This window comes from Candidatus Alistipes pullistercoris (assembly GCF_027665465.1).
Taxonomy (GTDB): Bacteria; Bacteroidota; Bacteroidia; order Bacteroidales; family Rikenellaceae; genus Alistipes_A; species Alistipes_A hominis.
In genome coordinates, this window is the sequence record NZ_JAQDED010000002.1 from 311,552 (window position 1) to 331,375 (window position 19,824).

Genomic DNA, 19,824 nt, shown 5'->3' on the forward strand with positions numbered 1-19,824 from the left:
ATTCGCCGGCGGCAGGACATTGCCCGTAACGAACGACGAACGAAACGGTTCCGTATGCACAACAGCATAAAAAACATACCTGTTCCCAAAAACCCGGATACGCTGCTGGGACTTTTGCTCGGCGGATGGTGGATCGTCAACCTGATCCAAGCCGGATGCACCGAACTGGCCAACGACGAGGCCTACTATCACATGTTTTCGGAGTCCCTGGCATGGGGCTATTTCGATCATCCGCCGATGACCGCGCTGCTGGTCAGACTGGGCGGTTTTCTGGGCGGGGAACTGGGCGTTCGTTTCCTGTTCACGCTGCTGCAACCGCTGTACCTGTTCGTCCTGTGGAAAATCGTCAGACCGGCTTCGGCCGACAGCCGCGAAGCAGGATTGTTCGCACTGATCGCCGCAGCCATGCCGATCCTGCAACTGTACGGATTCATCGCCGTTCCGGACGGGCCGCTGATGCTTTTCACCGCGCTGCTGCTATGGTTCTATAAAAAGTTTACCGAGGACGACCGCTGGTCGAGCGCCCTGCTGATGGGAATCATGATCGCGGCGCTGGCTTACAGCAAATACCACGGAGCGCTGGTCGTGCTGTTCATCGTGCTTTCGAACCTCCGGCTACTGAAGAATCCGAAATTCTACGTAGCCTGCCTGCTGACGCTCGCACTGATCGCCCCGCACCTGTGGTGGCAGTACCAGCACGACTGGATTTCGTTCCGTTACCACCTGGACGGACGCACCCGCGATTTCGAATACTCGTTCGTTACGGAATACCTGCTGAATCTGTTCGCTATTTTCAACCCGTTCCTATTCCCCGTATTTTTGAAAGGATGGTGGAAAACCAAAGGCCACACTCCGGTACTGAGAGCTCTGAATTGTATTTCGGCCGGATTCATTCTGTTTTTCCTCGCTTCCACGACGCGCGGATACGTACAGCCGCAGTGGGAAATCCCCGCCACGTTCGGCGTGATCGCCGTACTGTACCTGTTCACGCAGGGGCGCGAACGGCTGCGCCGCTACATCGTCCGCGTCGGATGGATTACGATCGCGCTGATCGCGCTGGTGCGCATCGAAATGATATTCAATCCGCTGGGACTGAAGTTCGAAGTATTCGACAACCGTGCCTCCTACAACGAAATAGCAGCAGCGGCCGACGGCCGGCCCGTTATTTTCGACGGCAGTTATACGGATGCCGCGAAATACGGTTTTTATACCGGACGAACGGCATACGCCCAACCGTCGATCCGCTACCGTACCAGCCAGTACGAACTGAAGGACGATGACGACCGGATGGCCGGGAAACCGGCGATCCTGCAGGTCTGGGACAGCGTTCCCGGCAAACGACGCTTGAAACTGAGTAACGGGAAGCGGTTCGAATACATCGAAACGGAGCATTTCACTCCCGTCCGCAGGATCGACGTCGCCTACGACGCGCTTCCCGGACAGGTCGCGGCGGGAGACACGCTACATCTGCGCCTGACGCTGCACAATCCTTATCCCTACGAATACCGAATCGACGGAGATTCGGTTTCGGTCAGCATCGTATGGCGTAACCGCAGCGAACCGACCCACCGATATAAGTTGCCGATAACCGGCACGCTACCCCCGCACGGCGAACTGCAAGGAACCGCGGACTTCGTGGTACCGGCACTGACGCCTCGCACGTTCCAGGTCGGATTCACGATCGCCAACCTGCCCGCAACAACCTGGTTCAACGGCAAAACCGTAAAAATAAACCTGAAAAAATAAGCGACATGTTCCTGCAATTCATAAAATTCTGCGTCGTCGGCGGCACCGGAGTGGTGGTGGATTTCGGCATCACTTTCCTGTTCAAAGAAAAACTGAAACTGAACAAATACATCGCCAACTCGCTGGGATTCATGGCCGCCGCCTCGACCAATTACCTGTTGAACCGCTGGTGGACATTCCGCAGCCATGACCCGGAGGTGGCGCAGCAGTACGTCCAGTTCGTCGGCATTTCGGCCATTGGACTGATCCTGAACAACATCATCATTTACCTGCTGAACGACAAAGCGCGCCTGAATTTCTACCTGTCGAAACTGATCGCCATCGGACTCGTCACGCTGTGGAACTTCTTTATGAATTATTATTTCACATTCACCGGAAAATAATAGCGGCATGACGGAAAAAGAGAAAATGCTCGCCGGAGAACCGTTCGAAACGATGGACAGGCAGTTGGCCGAAGAGCGGCGGCTGGCGTCCGAACGGCTCGGCAGGCTGAACGCCCTGTCGATCGATGCGGAAGGATACCGGAAAGCCGTGACCGAACTGATGCCCAACGCCGCAGCCGACTGCCTGGTGCGGCCGCCGTTCCACTGCGATTACGGCTACAACCTTTATATCGGTTCGGAAGGTTTCATCAATTTCGACTGCGTTATTCTGGACGGAGCCCCCGTCCGGATCGGAAACCACGTGCTGATCGGCCCTGCCGTACAGATCTATACGTTCACCCATCCGATGGACTACCGCGAGCGGCGGCAGGGAATCGAGCAGTGCAAAGAGATCGCCATCGGGGACGACTGCTGGATCGGAGGCGGGGCGGTTATCTGTCCCGGAGTAATTCTCGGACAACGGGTGGTCGTCGGGGCGGGCAGCGTCGTCACCAAATCGTTTCCGGACGACGTCGTCGTCGCCGGCAACCCGGCGCGGGTGATCCGCCGGCTCGACTTCTGAGTTACCGCCGGCAGATTTCGCGGAAATCGCAGAAAGCGCAGGTCTCCTGCCTACTGCACTGCACGAACGGCTTCGAGAGATCGAACAGTTCGATCAATACGCGCCGAAGCAGACCTTCGAACTCCGCGCGGTACTCCGAAAAACGGACGACCGGCGTATTCCCCTCCAGCAGCAGCGGCGAAAAATCCGGCTCCTGCATATTTCTGACATAGTAAAGCGCCGGCTGCACGTCGCACTTCTCCGAACGGGTCAGCATCAGCGAATAAAGCAGCGTTTGCAACACGGCCGCGCTCCGTTCGCGGATATCGCCGAAAAACAGCGATTCGAGATCTTTGAACCGGATATGCCGTTTGCCCGTTTTGTAATCGACCACGCGCAGCAGGCCGTCGGCGAGCAGGTCGATCCGGTCGGACTTTCCTGCGAAAACAACCGTATGCTCCCTGTTCCCTTCCTCGAATCCGAACGGACAGCTTACCGGCACTTCCAGCCCCCGCATCACGAAACCGGTCTGCGAAGCGTCGTACGGCAGAATGCAACTGTTGACGTACTTGGCGACCACATCCCGCACCAGAATCAGGTTCCCTCCGTACTCCTCTTCCCCCGCCCCTTCGTCGCGCAGGTACTCTTCGTTGATCGCCCGCTGGACGGCGGCCTTCACCGCCGCAGATCCGACAAGGGCTCCGATCTTCGGCCCGGCGGCAGGATCGCCCAGCAACGGCGCGTACAGCAGCTCCATCGTCCGGTGTAGGATGGTGCCGAACATCGGCAAATCGACCTCTTCGGCAATCTCCTGCTGCGGCGACAATCCGGCGACGCTGCGGAAATAGAATTTCAGCGGACATTCGACGTAATGGTAGAACGACGTCGGCGAAAGACGCTTCTGTCCGCCGTCCAAGTAAGCGCGCAGCGCATCGGCCACCCGCCCGGTCTTATCGACCGAAAGCGGCTGCCGGGCCGAAAGATTGACCCCCAGCCGGATCGGACGGTAAACGGGCTTGTGAGGCGACTCGTATTCGAGCTGGTAAATGTAGCGACTGGGCTCGCCGGTGCGTTTGTCGTCGCTGCGCGAACAATAGACCAGATGCACCCGCTCGGCGCGCTGGATCAGCCGATAGAAATAGTAGGCATAAACCCCTTCGTGGTGCTGCGGCGTCGGCAAGCCGTAAGCGTAGCGCAGGTTGTAAGGAATGAAGGAGGACGAGACGGCCCGGTTGCCGGGAAACGTATCGTCGTTGACCGACAGGATCAGCACGTTTTTGAAATCGAGGTTCCGGGTCTCCAGGATTCCCATGATCTGGACGCCTGCCAACGGCTCGCCTTCGTACGGAACGCGCAACGTTTGCAGCGTCCGCCGCAGCAGCGAAGCGAACACGGGCACCGGAATTTCCAACCCGGAATCGGCCAGTGAATTGACGATCCGCACCAGGTGTTCGTCGATCACCGTGAAAAATTCGCGCCGCTGCGCGGCATCCTCCTGTCCCTCTCCGGCCGGTTGCGCGACGACATGCGCCAGGCAGCCGCGTATATAGTCCGACAGCGACTGCCATGAACCGGTCGTCCGGAACACCTGTCCGATCGTCCCCCCGACCTCGAAAAGCCCGGAACGGACGTACACCGACCGGCTGCGCCGGATACCGTCCGCCAACGCGGAAGCGATTTCGGGCTGGCTCTGCCGGATGTACGGATGCTCCAGCAGGCCGAGCGCGTCGTTGTGATAAAACCAGGTATTTCCACTCCGCACCCGCTTGCGCCCCTGCAGCCCGATCAGACGCTCGACGAACGAATAAGCCGTCGTCTGCCGCAGCGGATACCCCATCGTAATGTTCAACTGATCGACCGCGCCGGGAACGGCGTACAGCACCGGCAGCAACAGCGATTCGTCGGTCAGCACGATGGCCGTCTCCTTATCCGGCGTTTCGCCGCGGTCGATCAGTTCCTGCAAAAAAGTATGGACGTACTTGCACTGCAAAGCGTCGGAAGGCGCGGGAACGACGACCGTTTCTTTGGGAGCTCCGAAATGGTCGTGCCCGATCCGCGCCTCCGGCGGCGGATAATCTCGGATATTGTCCCGCAGGAACATCCCCGCCTCGTAATCTTTATGATCGACGTAATACGAATCGTAGTCCCAGTAGAACTCGGCGCGGCCGCTTTTTTTCAGTCGGTTGAACAATCGTTTCTCACAGGCCGACAGCGCATTGAATCCGACCACGACATAACGGCCGTCCGCATCGCCGGGCAAGGCGACCGCTTCGTCGTCGAGCAGTCTCTCGGCAGCCGCCCGGTAAACCATGCCTTCATAAGCCAATCCCTGCGCCGAAAGCGACTCGCGGAACCGGTGGTAAATATCGGCCAGCGACTCCCAGATCGTCAGGAAGTGCCGTTGTTCGTCGGAACAGGAACTCCCGGAGCCGAAACTTTGCCAAAACTGCCGAATCACCCGGATCTGATCGTCCGTCAGATACGAATGATCGCCTTCGAGCGCTTTCAAATCGCCGATGTTCGAGAACAGCATATCCGCATCGATCAGGTATTTGTCGATCTGGTCGAAATCGGCCAACAGCATATCCCCCCAGAAATAGAAGGTATCGAAACTCTCGTCGTGAACACGGGAATAAACCTTGTAAAGTTCGGTAATCAGCTTGACCCGGTCGCTGCCGCGCAGGCCCGACAACCGTTCCATCAGTTCGCCGATGCTAACGAAAGCGGGCTGCCACAGCGGCCTGTGAATCAACGAACTCAACGCATCGCAAAAGAAAAGTTGCGCCCGGCGGTTCGGGAATACCAACCGTAGGGACGATATGTCGTCCCCGTAGCGCCGGTACAGCGCATCGGCCACTTCCGTTATGAATCCCCGCATCGGATCGTATTGTTAAAAAATGCCGCCTGCAAACCGGACGGCACCGTAAATTCCATTCGGCAACCGGAAATATCCTTATTGCCCGATATTGTTGATCGTTCCCAGCATTTTCGACGAAGACCGGAGGATCTCCGGAGAACCCTTGTAGAAAATCGCGGCCCCGGTATCGGCAGTCATCTGAAGACGTTCGGTCACGTTCACATAAACTTCGGCAGCCGATCCGGCTTCGACGCGCACATCTTCGGCCGTCAGCGCCCGGCAATCCACCTTCGACCTGGCCCCGGCCACGAGCGTAAAATATTTCGTCGTTCCGGTCACGTTGGCGACCGAATTGCCGGCTACTTTCATATAAGTGTCTTTCGTCGCAAGCTCGGCGCCGAAAGTCGCTCCGGCCGACAGGTCTATGTCCAGCATAACGGCCGACAATACCCCCGCAACCGATACGTTGGCTCCGGAAACTTTCACCGACGACAGGCTGTCGTAATAGAGCGTCACGTCGGCGCTACCCTTGCCGTTCATCCCGGGTTTCAGCCGAACGGTCAGCAGACCGTCCTTAACGCCCCAATTCAACCGATTGATCTCCGCATCCTGCAGTTTGATCGCAATCCGCGCCGTGTCGGATCGAATCATCTTCACGGTCAGGTTCCCGCTCAGATCCGCTTTCGAAAAATCCAGCGATCCCTCGCTTCTAATCTCCTGTTGTGCAAAAGCCGGCAACACTGCAATTCCCATCAGCACGGCCAGCGCCAAAAACTTTTTCATGGCATCCGGTTTTTATGATACAAAAATACTATTTTATGCGAGATTATCAATCTTTTCTATACCTTTAACGCATACAAGCGTTTTTTTGTTACATGGGAAATATCAAAATCCTGAAAGCTTCGGCCGGTTCCGGTAAAACCTACCAGTTGGCCTACGCCTATATCCGCAACGTGATTCGCGATCCCGGACGCTACCGGCATATCCTCGCCGTCACCTTTACCAACAAGGCTACCGAGGAGATGAAACAACGGATCATCAGCGAGATCAACCGCCTGGCCTGCGGCGCGCCGGACGGATACCTGCCCGAACTGGTGCGCGACCTGGAACTGCCCCCCGACACGATCCGTCGGCGGGCCCGGGAAGCGCGCACCCGAATACTGCACGATTACAGCCATTTCACCATCGTCACGATCGATAAATTTTTCCAGCGCATCATCCGTTCGTTCATCAAAGAGCTGGGCATCGACATCAACTTCAACCTCGAACTGCAAACCGATCCGCTGCTCGATACGGCCGCCGACCGTCTGATCGAAGCGATCGCCACGGACGACAAACTGCGGAAATGGATCGTCCGTTTCGCCGAGGAGCAGATCGACCGGAACGGCAAATGGGACGTTCGCAGCGAAATCGTCGCCTTAGGCAGGGAACTTTTCAGGGAACAGTACAAAACACTGCAAAGCGAACCGGTCACGCCGGAAAAGCTGACGGCCGTCGTAGGCGAGGCGATCGCCCGAAGCCGGGCCGTCAAAGACGAAATGCGGCGAACCGCCTCCGAAGCGCTGGCGGTGATCGCCGACGCGGGATTGCGTCCGGAAGATTTCGCCTACGGCCGCCAAGGCTGCACCGGTTACCTGACGCGGATAAACAACGGGGAGATCGTCCCTTACGGTAAACGCGTGCAGGACGCCCTCGGTTCGGACGACAAATGGGTCAGCGCCAAATCGCCGCACCGAGCGAAGATATTGAGCCTCGTTCCGCAACTGCGCGGACTGTTCGGGCGGCTTTGCGAAACGTTCGACCGCAATTTCCGTTTTCTGAACACGACCCGGCTGCTGCAAACCAACTATCGCAGCTTCGCGCTGCTGAACAACCTGAACGAAAAGATCGCGGAAGTCTGCGCCGAACAGCACCTGATCCCGATCTCCGAAACCAACTCGATCATCAACAAGCTGATCGCCGGCAACGATACGCCGTTTATTTACGAAAAAACGGGCAATACGTTCTCGCACTTCATGATCGACGAATTCCAGGACACCTCGTCGCAGCAGTGGCAGAATTTCGTCCCGCTACTCGAAAACGCCGTGGCGCAGCAGGACGAATTTCCCGTCCTGCTGGTAGGCGACGTCAAACAGTCGATCTACCGGTGGCGGGGCGGCGACTGGCAGATTCTGGGACGGAAAGTCCGCGAAGCGTTCGGGCAGATCGCCGAGCAGACTCTGGACACGAACTATCGCAGTTCGGGAACGATCGTCGCCTTCAACAACAACCTGATCGAACGGTGCGTCCGGTCGGCCAACGAATCGCTGAACCGGCTGCTCGACGCGTCCGCCGGGGAGGGAACCATATCGGCCTCCCTGCGCCGCGAACTGACCGACATGCTGGCGGAAGCTTACAGCGACCTAAAACAAAAGCAGCACCGCGCTCCGCAGGCCGGATACGTCCGGATCACGGCATACGATCCGCCGGAAGAAGAAACGGCGCGAACGCCGGTCATCGAAACGGTCGAAGAACTGCAACGGCGCGGTTACGCGCCCGGCGACATCGCCGTACTGGTACGCACCAACGCCCAGGGCGTAGCCGTAGCCAGGCAATTGCTCGACTACAAGGCCTCCCGCCCGGACACGCCGTACTGTTACGACGTCGTTACGCAGGAAGCCCTACAAATAGGCAACTCCGACACCGTCGGCTTCATCATCGCCGTACTGCAAATCGCATCGTCTCCGGACGACAGGATCCGCATAGCTTTCTACAACCGCTACCTGGGGCGCAACCTGGACGAACCGCCGACGCCGGACGAGAGCGCATGGATCGGCCGGTTGCGGCTGCTTTCCCTCGAAGAAGCGTTCAGCGAAATCGTCCTTTTCTACCGGCTCGCGGAGAAAAAAGACGAGATCGCCTACATACAGGCGCTGGAAGAACAGATCCACGCATTCGGAACTTCCAGGATCGCCGATATCCCGCTTTTCCTGCAATGGTGGGACGAATCGGGACGCACCCAATCGATCCACCTGCCGCGCAACCGAGACGCCATCAATATCATCACGATACACAAGTCCAAAGGACTGCAGTACAAAGCCGTATGTATTCCCTACTGTAACTGGAGCCTGCAACCCAAAACGGGTAGTTTGCTGTGGGCCCGAAGCCCCGAAGCTCCGTTCGACACACTGGAGCACGTTCCTCTCGAATGGAACAAAGCGCTGGCCGAATCCTACTTTTCGGAAGCCTATTTCCGCGAAACGGTTCTCGCCCAAATCGATAACATCAACCTGTTCTACGTGGCGGCGACCCGCGCCGAAGAGGAACTGCACATCCAGTTCCCCCGGAGCGCGCAGGAGAACACGGCGCGCATTCACCAGTTGATTCTCGGTTCCATCGAAACCGACGGCGAGGGCAATGCGAAGATCGGAACGCTTCAGGGACATTTTTCGGAAACGGAACAAGGACTGACCTACGATTTCGGCACTCCTGCCGTCTCCTCTGCAGAAGAACATGCCGCCACCGGTTACCCGGCCTCCTACCCGGTAGAGAAAAACCACAGCAAACTGAAATTCAGGCTGAGTTCGCAACGCTATTTCGAACAGGACGATCCTCCTGCCCCGTCGCTGCGCGACCACGGCATCCTCATGCACCGGCTGTTCGAACAGGTCGCAGACCGCACGGAGATCATGCCCCGGCTGCAGCAGATGCGCCGAAACGGTCTTCTGTCGGACAACGAAGCGCAGCAGGTACAGGCCCTGCTTGACAAAGCGCTGGACGATCCGTTGATCGCGTCGTGGTTCGACAGCCGTTGGAGCGCCGTACGGAACGAAAATACGATTCTCGTCCCGAACGCCCCGACCGTACGGCGACCCGACCGGGTACTGACCCGGGGAACCGAAGCCGTCGTGATCGACTACAAATTCGGACGCAAAAAACGAACGGCACACACCCGGCAAATCGAAGCCTACATGCGGCTGCTCCGGGATATGGGATACCGTTCCGTAACGGGATACCTGTGGTATGTCGAACTCCAGGAGATCGAACGGGTCGCAGCAAACGCGGTAGGTTAGAAGGGCCTAAAGCAACCGCTCCTACGCCGGCAACTCCTCCCAGCAGAACCAATAGCGACAAGGTACGGAAACGGCTTCCCCCTTGCCCACCTCTTCCCGATCCCACCTACAAATCGGAAATCGCCCGAAACGGTACCGTTATGCTCTCGAAGGTCTTAATCATGATGATCGAAGCCGGCTTATATCCGATAGGATTCCTTGCAAACGTTCGCGAACTAAAAAGAAAGCGCTGCGGCATTTGTCGCAGCGCTTTCTTTGAATATTAACGGGACCTCCGGTCCGAACTATTCGTAACTCTTTTGACCTATTCTCAGGTTACGAACGTAAATAGGTACGTTAGCAATCATTCCGCCGCTATGATCTTTCAGGTCTTCCAAGTCGAAGCGGAACGGAGCTCCCGCATCTCCGGCCGTCGGATTGGTCGTAAAGATGCTCTTCACCTGATCCGTCCAATCCATATGAACGGCAACCCAAACATCCGAAACGGGAAGCATATACCCGGCGCGGCCGCTCCATGAATCGGCTACTGCCTGCCAGAACAACTGTAGTTCGAACGGTGATTCGCTCTTGTATTCGAAATAGATCTGATTGTCATTGATCGTTACCGCTTTTTCACGACTCTTCGCAGAAACATACGGATCGGAAGTGCCGCTCGGAGTGAACTTATAGGTAAGGAATTGTTCATCCGTAGTCACATCGTTCACCTTCAAATTGTTTCCGGTCTTGCCGTCTTCAAACTTGAAGTAATAAGCGTTGTCGGCGAACATCTGTTCTTCATAGTTCTTTTCGCGTACCTGGATATCCTTGATCTCGATCGTTACGCCGGATTCGCTGCCCAACGAGAGCGTTAACGGATAACCCGGTGCAAGTTCCGATCCCATATCGAAGTAAACGCCGCCCAAATCTACGGCATATTCCGTCCAATCGTCAGCCTGGTTCATCTCGTAACCGAGCATCTGCAATTTCTTATTATTCACATCCAGACTCAACCTCGGGCGACCGATCGCTTTGGTTGCCTTGTACGAGAACGAAACCACAGAACCGGCCGATACCGGGAACATCGACGTAGAGACGGTCGGAGCCGTACCCGTCGTATTCAGCGTATAGCTGCCGCCGCCGTTGTCGGTGACTTCCACGTCCGCACTCCGCTTAATCGCAAGATTGTTATCCGAAGGATCGTTCCAGCAGATCATCTTGTAGGTAGCCGTACCCACCAGGTCGTTCTGAACCTTCACATAAGTCGTATCGGCCGACAGATCCATCGTTAGATTCGTGCTCGTAGGATCGACCATCGACGAGATCGCCGAAATCACGAATTCCACCTGAACCTGCGTGAAGTCCACGGGATCGCTGCCGAAATAAACATTGATCAAACGAGACTTTTTGTCGAGACTCGTTACGGCTTCGACTCCTCCGTAAGACGCCTTCACCTCCTTGATCGGGCTGTCCACTTCCGCTACGATCTTATAGCAAACAATGTTGTCGCCCGTAAGGATATTTACGCCGGTTACGTCGCTCAGATCCATCTCGACAGGATTCGTAACGCTCGGCGTATAAAGAGACGCACCGTTGACCAGGTCGAACGTACAGAGAACATGACTCAGATCGCGCGCTTCCTGGCTGAGCGAAACGGTCACGAGGCGGTTGGCATGATCGATATTGATCCGTGTCGAAACGGTACTGTCCGCCGCAGCCAGTTGCACGGACATCCCGAGCAACGGGCTCGACGAGCCGGACTCGTCGTCCTTGCAGGAACTGAAAATGCCCGCCGCCAATACAATCAAACATAAGGCGCTGAGTTGTAAATACTTTTTCATAGACAAATTATCAATAAGGTTTTTTTAATGTCACAAGGTATAATCCTTGTCGTAGCTTAGAATCAAAAATAAATCATTTTTTCAACTTTGCAAGCCATTTTCGTTTTAATTCGACAAAGAAACACAAAAAAGGACTTTTTAAACTTATTTTCCTTCTCTTTGTGATATTGTTGTGCAAAACAGAAAGAAGATGCAATTCAGACACTGCATCCTCTTTCCGACGAATCTCTATAGCTCGATTATTTCAGGACTCCTACGCATCCGACCGGTTTGTAGTAATCCTTATCGGTAAGTCCGGTAGACGCATCTGTCTTCGACGAATAGATCGTCCGTTGCCCTCCGACGAGCATACACGAACCCGATCCGCCCTGCAGACCGACAGCGTAATAACATGCCCAGTCGGCCATGATATCGCGTTGCTGCTCCACCGTAATACCGGACGAAGTGTATTTCTGGCAAACGAAGAATACATAATATCCGCGGGAAGTAACCCCGATGGCGGCACGCGCATCCTTGGTTTCGGCATCCAGTCCATCCTGTAGGGTACCTTTCTCAATCAACGACTGAACTGCATACATCGCATAGTGTGCCGTGCTATCGTTCTGTTTAACCTTATCCCATTCGACTTTAAAATTATCGCCGATCAGAATCGTCCCCGCCTTGGTTACGCCGAAACCCGCAGTAGTCGTTTGCCGGCCCTGGTTGATCACCTGCCCGTCGACAACGATCATATCGTCGGTCGCACTGCCGTTGATAATCACCGTCGCGGTAGGATCCTGCTGGTAAAATTCGGGAAGGGTCGTCAGGAATTTGTAACCGTTACTCAGCACGGAGAATTTGGCCCGCTTATCCGCAACAAGCACATAAGCTTCGTTTTCATACAGCATATTGGTTTTGTACAGCGCCATATACGAAGGCATGGTATAGCCCGACACTTTTTCCCAACCGTCGGGAACGATCGAAGCGTCCGCACTCTCCACCGCTTTCAGTTTATAAGTAACCGTACCGCTGCTATCCGATTGGGCAGTGATCGTCTGGTCTTTCGACATATCCAAAACGCACGGGTTAGTCAAGCCGATCAACTTGCCGCCTTTCGGACTCAACGTGAACGAACAGTCGACCTTCGTCGGATCGATCACATAGTTGAATTCGACCGTGATTTCACGCGTACTCTGGTCGAATACGACACGTCCTTCGATCGCTCCGTCATCGGCGGTAGCGACCATCCCCATGATCGGGTAATCGACTGCGCCGTATACGTCGTAATACACCAGATCGTCGCCCGTCTGTACGACGATCGTCGAACCGTACTTCGTGTTCGACAGATCCAGCGTAGCCGGATTCTTCATCAGAGGCGTATACAGATAAGCTCCATCGACGAACTTAAATGTGATCTCGACGGCCGAGAGCGGATTGTATTCGTAGAACAGAACATCAATCCTTTTGTTTGCCTGATCGATTGTCACTTCTGCATCCTGCACGGAAGCGTCGACGATCGGGTTGGGATTCCCCGGATTGTCGTCCTTACACGAGCAAAAAAGCACTGCCGACAATAAAAGAGGTAAAACGCTAAGTTGTAGGCACTTTTTCATAAAACAAGGTTTTTAATTTAGTATAATGCATTAATTTGGCTTCAAATCAAAACCAAAGTTAAACTTTTTTTTTTAATCCGGCAATAACTTGTATTATTATTTTACCCGCCGAAATAAAAATAGCGAGACTTTCCCCTGGTTCATTCATTCAACCAAATTCCCTATTCTTTCCGATAAAATCGGACTATAAAACCGCCTTTTTCACGAAACCGATCGCAAAATACGGGGTCTTCTTTCGGACAAAAATAATTCATTATTCGAAACGGACAACAAAAATATGCATTTTTGTCATCAAAAAAATACGGCCGGACACCGATCGGTGTCCGGCCGTACATGAAATCCCGCCGAAACGATTAATCGTTCAGCGAAAAACGTTTGTAAGCGACGACCGTAGCCTGCGGATCGTCCTGTTTGATATAAGCGCCCACCGACAACTTGTTGTTCTTCACCAGCGGCTGGCTCAACAACGTATTTTCGGTCAGGAACTTATTCACCTTTCCTTCGGCGATCTTATCTAACATGGCCTCGGGCTTTCCGTCCAGACGGGCCTGTTCGCGGCCGATCGAACGTTCGTGCTCGATCACCGCCGGATCGCAATCCTCCCGGCTGATCGAAATCGGAGCCATAGCCGCAGCCTGCATGGCAACGTCCTTGGCGACTTCCATCCCGATCTCCTTGTTGAACCCGATCAACGTACCCAGCTTGTGGTTCGTATGAATGTAGGTTACGCACATCGGAGCTTCGATCTTCGCGTAGTAAACCAGTTCCACCTTCTCGCCGGTCTGGCCCGATTTCTCGGTCACTTTGTCGGCAACGGTGCGTCCGTCGGCAGCCACGGCGTTCAGCGCCTCCAAATCGGCGGCATCGGCGGCAATGGCTATATCCAGTATTTCATTGGCGGTCGCCGAAAACTCGGAGTTCTTCGCCACGAAGTCGGTCTCACAGGCAAGGCAAAGCATATACCCTTTCTGACCCACGATTTTGGAAACGACCACCCCCTCGGTAGCCGAACGGTCGGCGCGCTTGGCGGCAACCAACTTTCCACGCTCGCGGATAATATCCTGCGCTTTGTCGTAATCGCCATCGGCTTCGATCAATGCCTTTTTGCAGTCCATCATACCTGCACCGGTCATTTTACGAAGTTTGGCGACATCAGCAGCTTTTATTTCCATGATCTTCTGTTTTTATTAAAATGTCATTACTCGGCGGCGGCCTCTTCGGCAGGAGCTTCCGCAGCTCCGCTTTCGGCAGCGACTTCTTCGGCTGGAACTTCCGCTTTCGCAGCTTCGGCTCTGGCTACTTTCCGGATACGCGGCTTAGCCTCTTTTTCCTCTTTTTTCGGAGCCTCGGCAGCCTCTTTTTCCTTTTCCAGCTTGCGTTCGGTCAGCCCCTCTGCAATGGCGCCGACAACGGCATCCAGCACTACGGCAATGGATTTGGTCGCGTCGTCGTTGGCGGGAATCACATAATCGATATCTGTCGGATCACAACAAGTATCAACCATTGCAAATACGGGGATGTTCAAACGTTTCGCCTCTTTCACGGCATTGGCTTCCTTCTGGATGTCGACCACGAAAATAGCCGCCGGAAGACGGGTCAGATCGGCGATCGAACCGAGGTTCTTTTCGAGTTTGGCGCGCTGACGGCTGATCTGCAACTTTTCGCGTTTGGAGAAGTTGTTGTAGGTTCCGTCGGCAGTGAATTTATCGATGGTAGCCATCTTCTTGACGGCTTTACGTATAGTGGGGAAGTTTGTAAGCATACCGCCCGGCCAACGCTCGGTGACGTAAGGCATGTTGACGGTCGATACTTTTTCTGCGACAACCTCCTTGGCCTGCTTTTTCGTAGCGACGAAAAGCACGCGGCGACCGCTTTTGACGATCTGCTTCAGGGCTGCGGCAGCCTCATCGACCTTTACCACCGTTTTGTGCAGGTCGATGATGTGAATCCCGTTTTTCTCCATGAAAATATAAGGAGCCATTTTGGGATTCCATTTTCTTTTCAGGTGACCGAAGTGGGCTCCGGCTTCCAACAATTGATTAAAATCAGTTCTTGACATTGTTTTCTGATCGTTAATAAATCTCTGATTAAAATTCTCTTTACATCAACCGCGGCGGTAGTGTCCTGGACAATCCCCGCGGTTTTCCGCAGACGGGCAATAACAGAGTAGTACGAAAATCGCAGTCTCCGGTATTTGTTCCCGTTCTGTGCCCGGTGAACGCAGTGATTAACGTTTACTGAACTGGAACTTGCGACGTGCTCCGGGTTGTCCGGGTTTCTTACGTTCAACCTCGCGCGGGTCGCGCGTCATGAAACCGTTCTTCTTGAGGATCGGTCGCATCTCCGCATCGATTTCGCAGAGTGCACGGGCGATCCCGAGACGGGCGGCTTCGGCCTGACCCTTGATTCCGCCGCCATCCAGATTGATCGTGATGTCGAAATTTTCGGTATTGTCGGTAACCAGCAACGGCTGTTTTACGACATACTGGAAAATTTCCAACGGAAAATAGGTAGCCAGCGGCTTCGAATTGATCGTAATGTTGCCTTTTCCGGGTTTCACGTAAACGCGAGCTACAGCAGCTTTTCTACGTCCAACGCTGTTTACAACTTCCATACTCATTACTTAATCTCGTTTAAATTGATTGTTCTCGGAGCTTGAGCGGCGTGCGGATGCTCGCCGCCTGCATACACCTTCAGGTTGCGCATCTGCGCAGCCCCCAGACGCGTGCGGGGCAACATGCCTTTCACGGCTTTCTCGATAATGAATTCGGGATTTTTTTTGAGATATTCGGCAGGCGTGGTCAACCGAATGCCTCCCGGATAGCCCGAATGACGGACATACTCCTTGTCCGTGAGCTTCTTCCCGGTCAGTCTCACCTTCTCGGCGTTGATGATGATGACATTGTCACCGCAGTCAACGTGAGGAGTGAAACTCGGCTTGTCTTTTCCGCGCAGGATTTTGGCTACCTGGGCGGCAAGACGTCCCAATACCGCGTTCGTTGCGTCGATCAAAACCCATTCCTTGGTGACGGTCGCAGCGTTGGCGGAGATTGTCTTGTAGCTTAGTGACTCCACTGTTTTTAAGGTTTAAAAAATTAATACTTGTTTAATTATGTGATCCGTGCCCGCTTTTACGGGCTTGCAAAGATAGTGATTTTTCCGAAAACAAAAAAATATTCGCATTTCTTCCGGGCGATTGCCCGATTTCCGCCGCAGAGGATTCGTCCCGTTCGTTTTTATGCACGGATTTTTCCCGTCCGGCGCAGGCCTGGACAGGGGCGCACCCTACGGAATCGCACCAAAAGCGCACCCGTTTTTTCGGAATTTCCCCGGCAGGCGATCCGAATAAAAGGGAAGAGGAGATTATCCCGACGGACAACCTCCTCTTCGTTAGGAATTACGAACGTATGCTATTTCTCGGGGAACGCATACAATCCTTTCGTACCTTCTCCACGTTTATAGGAGATGTAAGATTTCGCCTTCACCGTACCGGTAGCCGCATCGACGGCATAACGCACGCCAGAAGCGCCGGCCCACAGGTAGTACGAATCTACCGGCAGCGGATCGGCTACGGTAAACCGAACGCCGTCGGTCGATGTGAGCGTCCCGATTTCGCGGTCGGCGGTCACGTAAGTCGCAACATATTCGCTGCTGCCCGCATGGTATTTCACGTCGATTTCGGCAGGAGCGTCTTCGGTGAACGCGTAGCCTACGCTCTGCTGTCCGGAAGCCGGCCAGTTGTCGCCGCCGGCGTATTTAACCGACACCACATTGTCGCCGTCCATATAATAAGCGTACACGGCTCCGTCTTTCCCGACCAGCGAAACGGGGGTCGAGCTCGTCCATACGGTAGCTTTTCCGTCGGCCGACCAGCCCGAACCGTTCCACGATTCCCAATCGCCGCCGGCTATTTTACACCGGGTTACGCAAATACCCTTATCACCGGCCTTATCGAAAGTCACGTAATAATAACCGTCGAATGTCGTGATATTGAAATTGGAAGCGACCGTATAATCGCCGAGCCATTTCTTGCTGAGAGCCGCGAAAGATTCGTCGGCCTGATCTTTCCACGTTTTGCCCAGGTCGGTGGAAGTTTTGCAGGCCACCTGTCCCGAACCGTTCACCTTCGTGTCGTAAACGCAATAGAATTCGGGGAAATTAGCAGTCATTTCCTCTTTTCCGCACCAAGCCCCTTTGACGAACTCTTCATTCGCCTTACCCCACGACCAGTATTGCGGGTTATTGATATCGATATCGGTGGCTTCCAGCGAAAGCATATATTCGCCCGGAGCTACGGTCTTGCCGCTCGGCAGCATATCGTAGTGCTTACCTTCGGTGTACGGAATCGTATTGGTAATGATCGGATCACCGGCCAGCGTCGTGTTGTAATCGGTATCCCAACGGTACAACTTGAAGACCATTTTGCTAGTACTTCCCCAACCTTCCCCACGGATAGACTGCTTCATATTGCTAGCAGGCAGATCCAGCACGAAATGCACGTATAAGGTTCCCTTTCTGAACTCTCCGCCAGTAACGCCTGAGTTGGCAGCCCACAATTCAGCCTGCGAAGCGCTCAACTTATAAGGATAAGTATAAAGCCCTATCAGGTTGCCGCTCTTTTCGAATACCGAAGGATTGGAATACGTCGCTGCATCCCCTTTATAAATAAAGGCTCCGTTTTCAACGCCCAGTTCGGTCTGTTGGATCGTAATGGTTCGCACCATCGTGTCGGCCGTCAGCGTGAATACGGCGGTACGTGCCTTGGTAAGCGCTTCCTCAACCGAGAAGACCAACTCATATTCGCCTTTTTCTCCTTCCGGACCGGTCCCGGTCAACTTACACCAAGCAGTCGCTTCCTCCTGCGTCAATTTCCACGCAGCGCTCGATACCAGCGAAACGGTCACCTCCTGTTTCTTCCCGTCGATTTCGGAAAGCGCCGGATCTACGACAAGGGTCGGGCCGGGATTCTGCGAAATATCGATCTGCTCGTAAGCCCCCAGCGCCGTGTTGGTCAGCGTAATGCTCGTTTCGCGCGGGAGAAGCCCCGTCCGGTAAGTTTCGATCTTGAAATAGAGCGTGTCTTTCACCGGCTCGGCCTTCGATTCCACCTGCGAAATCCACTCCTGCGCTTCCGCCGAGATATTCACCTTGTACTCGACGTTGCTGACCAACGGCACTTCGATGATCTGCTCTTCATAAGACAGATCCTTGAACTCGTGAACCTCGGCCGCCAGTTCGTTCTTCGCCGGCATCGTAACCTTGTAAACTTTCGAAGCGGAACCGGAATGCACCACGACGTCGACCGTACGATCCTCGAAAGTCTCGTTCTGGGCAGCCGTAATGGTAATTTCATTGTCTCCTGCGCCGCCGCTCATCGGAGATACGGTGCACCAATCTTTTTGAATCGCCCCTTCCGGATAGTCGATGGAAATGGACCATCCTTTGGTCGCCGTAAATTTCACTGCTGTGGACCCGCCTGCAATCGGGAAGGACACTTCAGGCGCGCCCCACGTTCCGATCGCCGCAGATTCCCATTCAGGATCGTCACATTGCCAGAAAGCCGTAGCCCCCAAGACGAATAAAGCCGCATACAAAAGTTTTTTCATAATAATCAAGTAGTTTTTTAATCGTTAAAGTTGACTTTTGGTTAAACAATTCGTTTCTGTCTGTAAATTTATCTTTTTTTATTTAATAAACCAAACAAATAAGCGTAAAAACAACACTTTTTCCGGGAACGGGGATTCGTGCGAAGCCGGCGAAAACAGCGGACGGACGGCTTACTTGATCCAACTGTCCACGATCTCGGCCACGTACAACCGATGGTCTCCGCCCTGGGACCCTCCGTACCACTTCCGGTAAATACTCTTATCGATAAACCGCTCCTCGGCGGTTATCCCGGTGTACAGTTTCCGGCACTCCAGCGTCAGGCGGGACTGCTCGAAGGTGACGTTTCCCAACGGCGTAACGAACGGGACGAGCCCCGCTTCCTTCACTTTATCGGTATCGCGCCCGGAACGGGAACCGCAAACTTTATACGCTTCCCGGTACTCCTCGCACAGGAACGACAGCGTAAAACAGTCGCAGCGTTCGATAAATTCGAACGTATACCGTTCCGGACGAACGAATACGAACACCACGGGCTTATTCCACAGATACCCCACCCCGCCCCACGAGGCGGTCATGGTGTTGAAACGGGACGCATCGCCAGCCGTGACGAGCATCCATTCTCTGCCGATCAGCGAAATAAAATTTTCGGTAATCCAGGCGGGATCGATTTTTTCCATAGACGATCAGATTTTATTTATGCAGTTCTTTATGTTTTCCGGACAGGTGCTCGATATCCAGCCTCAGAATCTCGGTCCGGTGAAACGATCCGGCGATATATTTAGCCGCGATATCCTTAAAATCGGCGCTGTATTTATCCACCAGCAGATCGAGGGCCGACAGCCGTTCCGATTCGGGCAGCGAGCAGGCGACCGTTCCGAACGCCATCACGCTCCGGTACTCGGTAGTGAACCCTTCCGGAATGATCCGGGTATGCCCGACGACGCAGAAACACGCCCGATTGTTCGCCCGGACGCACTCCAGTTTGTACCCTTCGGGCGCGCAATGAAAATAGACGCTTTTTCCCGACAGCGCATAGCTGATCGGGATTCCGTAACCGTAACCGTTCGTTCCGCACAGCGACAGAAAACCGTATTCGCCTCGGGCCAGCAATTCCCAGGCCCGCCCGTCGTCCCAAACACGGTCTTTTCTTCTGATTTCTCTAAACAATCCTCCCATAAATCCGACATTTAATGAAACATCCGGCTTCCTTGTTTGTGCAAGTTTAAACA

The 19,824-nt window shown here is 54.3% G+C and carries 15 protein-coding genes; 4 read left to right on the top strand and 11 right to left on the bottom strand.

Annotated elements, in window-relative coordinates; translation table 11 throughout:
- Positions 1 to 54 precede the first annotated feature (54 nt).
- From PGR91_RS04630 to PGR91_RS04640, 3 genes are read left to right on the top strand one after another with little or no spacing between them, the layout of a single operon-like run.
- Entirely contained in the window at positions 55 to 1,746 is a 1,692-nt protein-coding gene (locus PGR91_RS04630; RefSeq protein WP_101571122.1) for an ArnT family glycosyltransferase, read from the top strand.
- A 5-nt stretch (positions 1,747 to 1,751) separates the two neighbouring features.
- Positions 1,752 to 2,129 carry a GtrA family protein gene (locus PGR91_RS04635; protein WP_055205433.1) on the top strand — a complete coding sequence of 126 codons (378 nt, stop codon included), beginning with the start codon at positions 1,752 to 1,754 and terminating at the stop codon, positions 2,127 to 2,129.
- A 7-nt stretch (positions 2,130 to 2,136) separates the two neighbouring features.
- Positions 2,137 to 2,691, top strand: coding sequence for a sugar O-acetyltransferase (locus PGR91_RS04640; protein WP_101571124.1), 555 nt, complete (start codon positions 2,137 to 2,139; stop codon positions 2,689 to 2,691).
- Position 2,692: 1 nt separating this feature from the next.
- Here PGR91_RS04640 and PGR91_RS04645 read toward each other — a convergent pair whose 3' ends face one another.
- Both PGR91_RS04645 and PGR91_RS04650 read right to left on the bottom strand, forming a co-directional pair.
- The gene (locus PGR91_RS04645) at positions 2,693 to 5,548 is read right to left on the bottom strand and encodes a PD-(D/E)XK nuclease family protein (protein ID WP_118656335.1); all 2,856 of its coding nucleotides are present in this window, start codon (positions 5,546 to 5,548) and stop codon (positions 2,693 to 2,695) included.
- A 75-nt stretch (positions 5,549 to 5,623) separates the two neighbouring features.
- A complete protein-coding gene (locus PGR91_RS04650; RefSeq protein WP_101571128.1) occupies positions 5,624 to 6,310 on the bottom strand; it encodes a GIN domain-containing protein in 687 nt (228 codons plus the stop codon).
- Positions 6,311 to 6,402: 92 nt separating this feature from the next.
- On the opposite strand from PGR91_RS04650, the gene PGR91_RS04655 reads away from it, so the two are divergent.
- Positions 6,403 to 9,579 (top strand): UvrD-helicase domain-containing protein, encoded by a 3,177-nt coding sequence (locus tag PGR91_RS04655; protein WP_118656337.1) that lies wholly within the window; start codon positions 6,403 to 6,405, stop codon positions 9,577 to 9,579.
- A gap of 284 nt (positions 9,580 to 9,863) precedes the next feature.
- Here PGR91_RS04655 and PGR91_RS04660 read toward each other — a convergent pair whose 3' ends face one another.
- The 9 genes from PGR91_RS04660 to PGR91_RS04700 all read right to left on the bottom strand — a co-directional run bounded on the left by PGR91_RS04660 (position 9,864) and on the right by PGR91_RS04700 (position 19,762).
- Positions 9,864 to 11,396: a hypothetical protein gene (locus PGR91_RS04660; protein WP_270399212.1), complete on the bottom strand. Its 1,533-nt coding sequence runs from the start codon at positions 11,394 to 11,396 to the stop codon at positions 9,864 to 9,866.
- Positions 11,397 to 11,635: 239 nt separating this feature from the next.
- Positions 11,636 to 12,988, bottom strand: coding sequence for a phosphodiester glycosidase family protein (locus PGR91_RS04665; protein WP_118656341.1), 1,353 nt, complete (start codon positions 12,986 to 12,988; stop codon positions 11,636 to 11,638).
- Between the two features lie 353 nt (positions 12,989 to 13,341).
- On the bottom strand, positions 13,342 to 14,160 hold the full coding sequence (gene tsf, locus PGR91_RS04670) for a translation elongation factor Ts (protein ID WP_101571136.1): 819 nt from the start codon (positions 14,158 to 14,160) through the stop codon (positions 13,342 to 13,344).
- A gap of 26 nt (positions 14,161 to 14,186) precedes the next feature.
- Complete coding sequence (rpsB, locus tag PGR91_RS04675) at positions 14,187 to 15,047, bottom strand: 30S ribosomal protein S2 (RefSeq protein ID WP_118458486.1); 861 nt, start codon at positions 15,045 to 15,047, stop codon at positions 14,187 to 14,189.
- A 168-nt stretch (positions 15,048 to 15,215) separates the two neighbouring features.
- Positions 15,216 to 15,602: a 30S ribosomal protein S9 gene (rpsI, locus tag PGR91_RS04680; protein WP_055203430.1), complete on the bottom strand. Its 387-nt coding sequence runs from the start codon at positions 15,600 to 15,602 to the stop codon at positions 15,216 to 15,218.
- A 5-nt stretch (positions 15,603 to 15,607) separates the two neighbouring features.
- A complete protein-coding gene (gene rplM, locus PGR91_RS04685) occupies positions 15,608 to 16,063 on the bottom strand; it encodes a 50S ribosomal protein L13 (RefSeq protein ID WP_055201734.1) in 456 nt (151 codons plus the stop codon).
- A 335-nt stretch (positions 16,064 to 16,398) separates the two neighbouring features.
- On the bottom strand, positions 16,399 to 18,594 hold the full coding sequence (locus PGR91_RS04690; protein ID WP_101571139.1) for a BACON domain-containing protein: 2,196 nt from the start codon (positions 18,592 to 18,594) through the stop codon (positions 16,399 to 16,401).
- Positions 18,595 to 18,765: 171 nt separating this feature from the next.
- Positions 18,766 to 19,272 (bottom strand): flavin reductase family protein, encoded by a 507-nt coding sequence (locus tag PGR91_RS04695; protein ID WP_055201738.1) that lies wholly within the window; start codon positions 19,270 to 19,272, stop codon positions 18,766 to 18,768.
- Between the two features lie 13 nt (positions 19,273 to 19,285).
- Entirely contained in the window at positions 19,286 to 19,762 is a 477-nt protein-coding gene (locus PGR91_RS04700; protein WP_101571619.1) for a pyridoxamine 5'-phosphate oxidase family protein, read from the bottom strand.
- Positions 19,763 to 19,824: the final 62 nt, after the last annotated feature.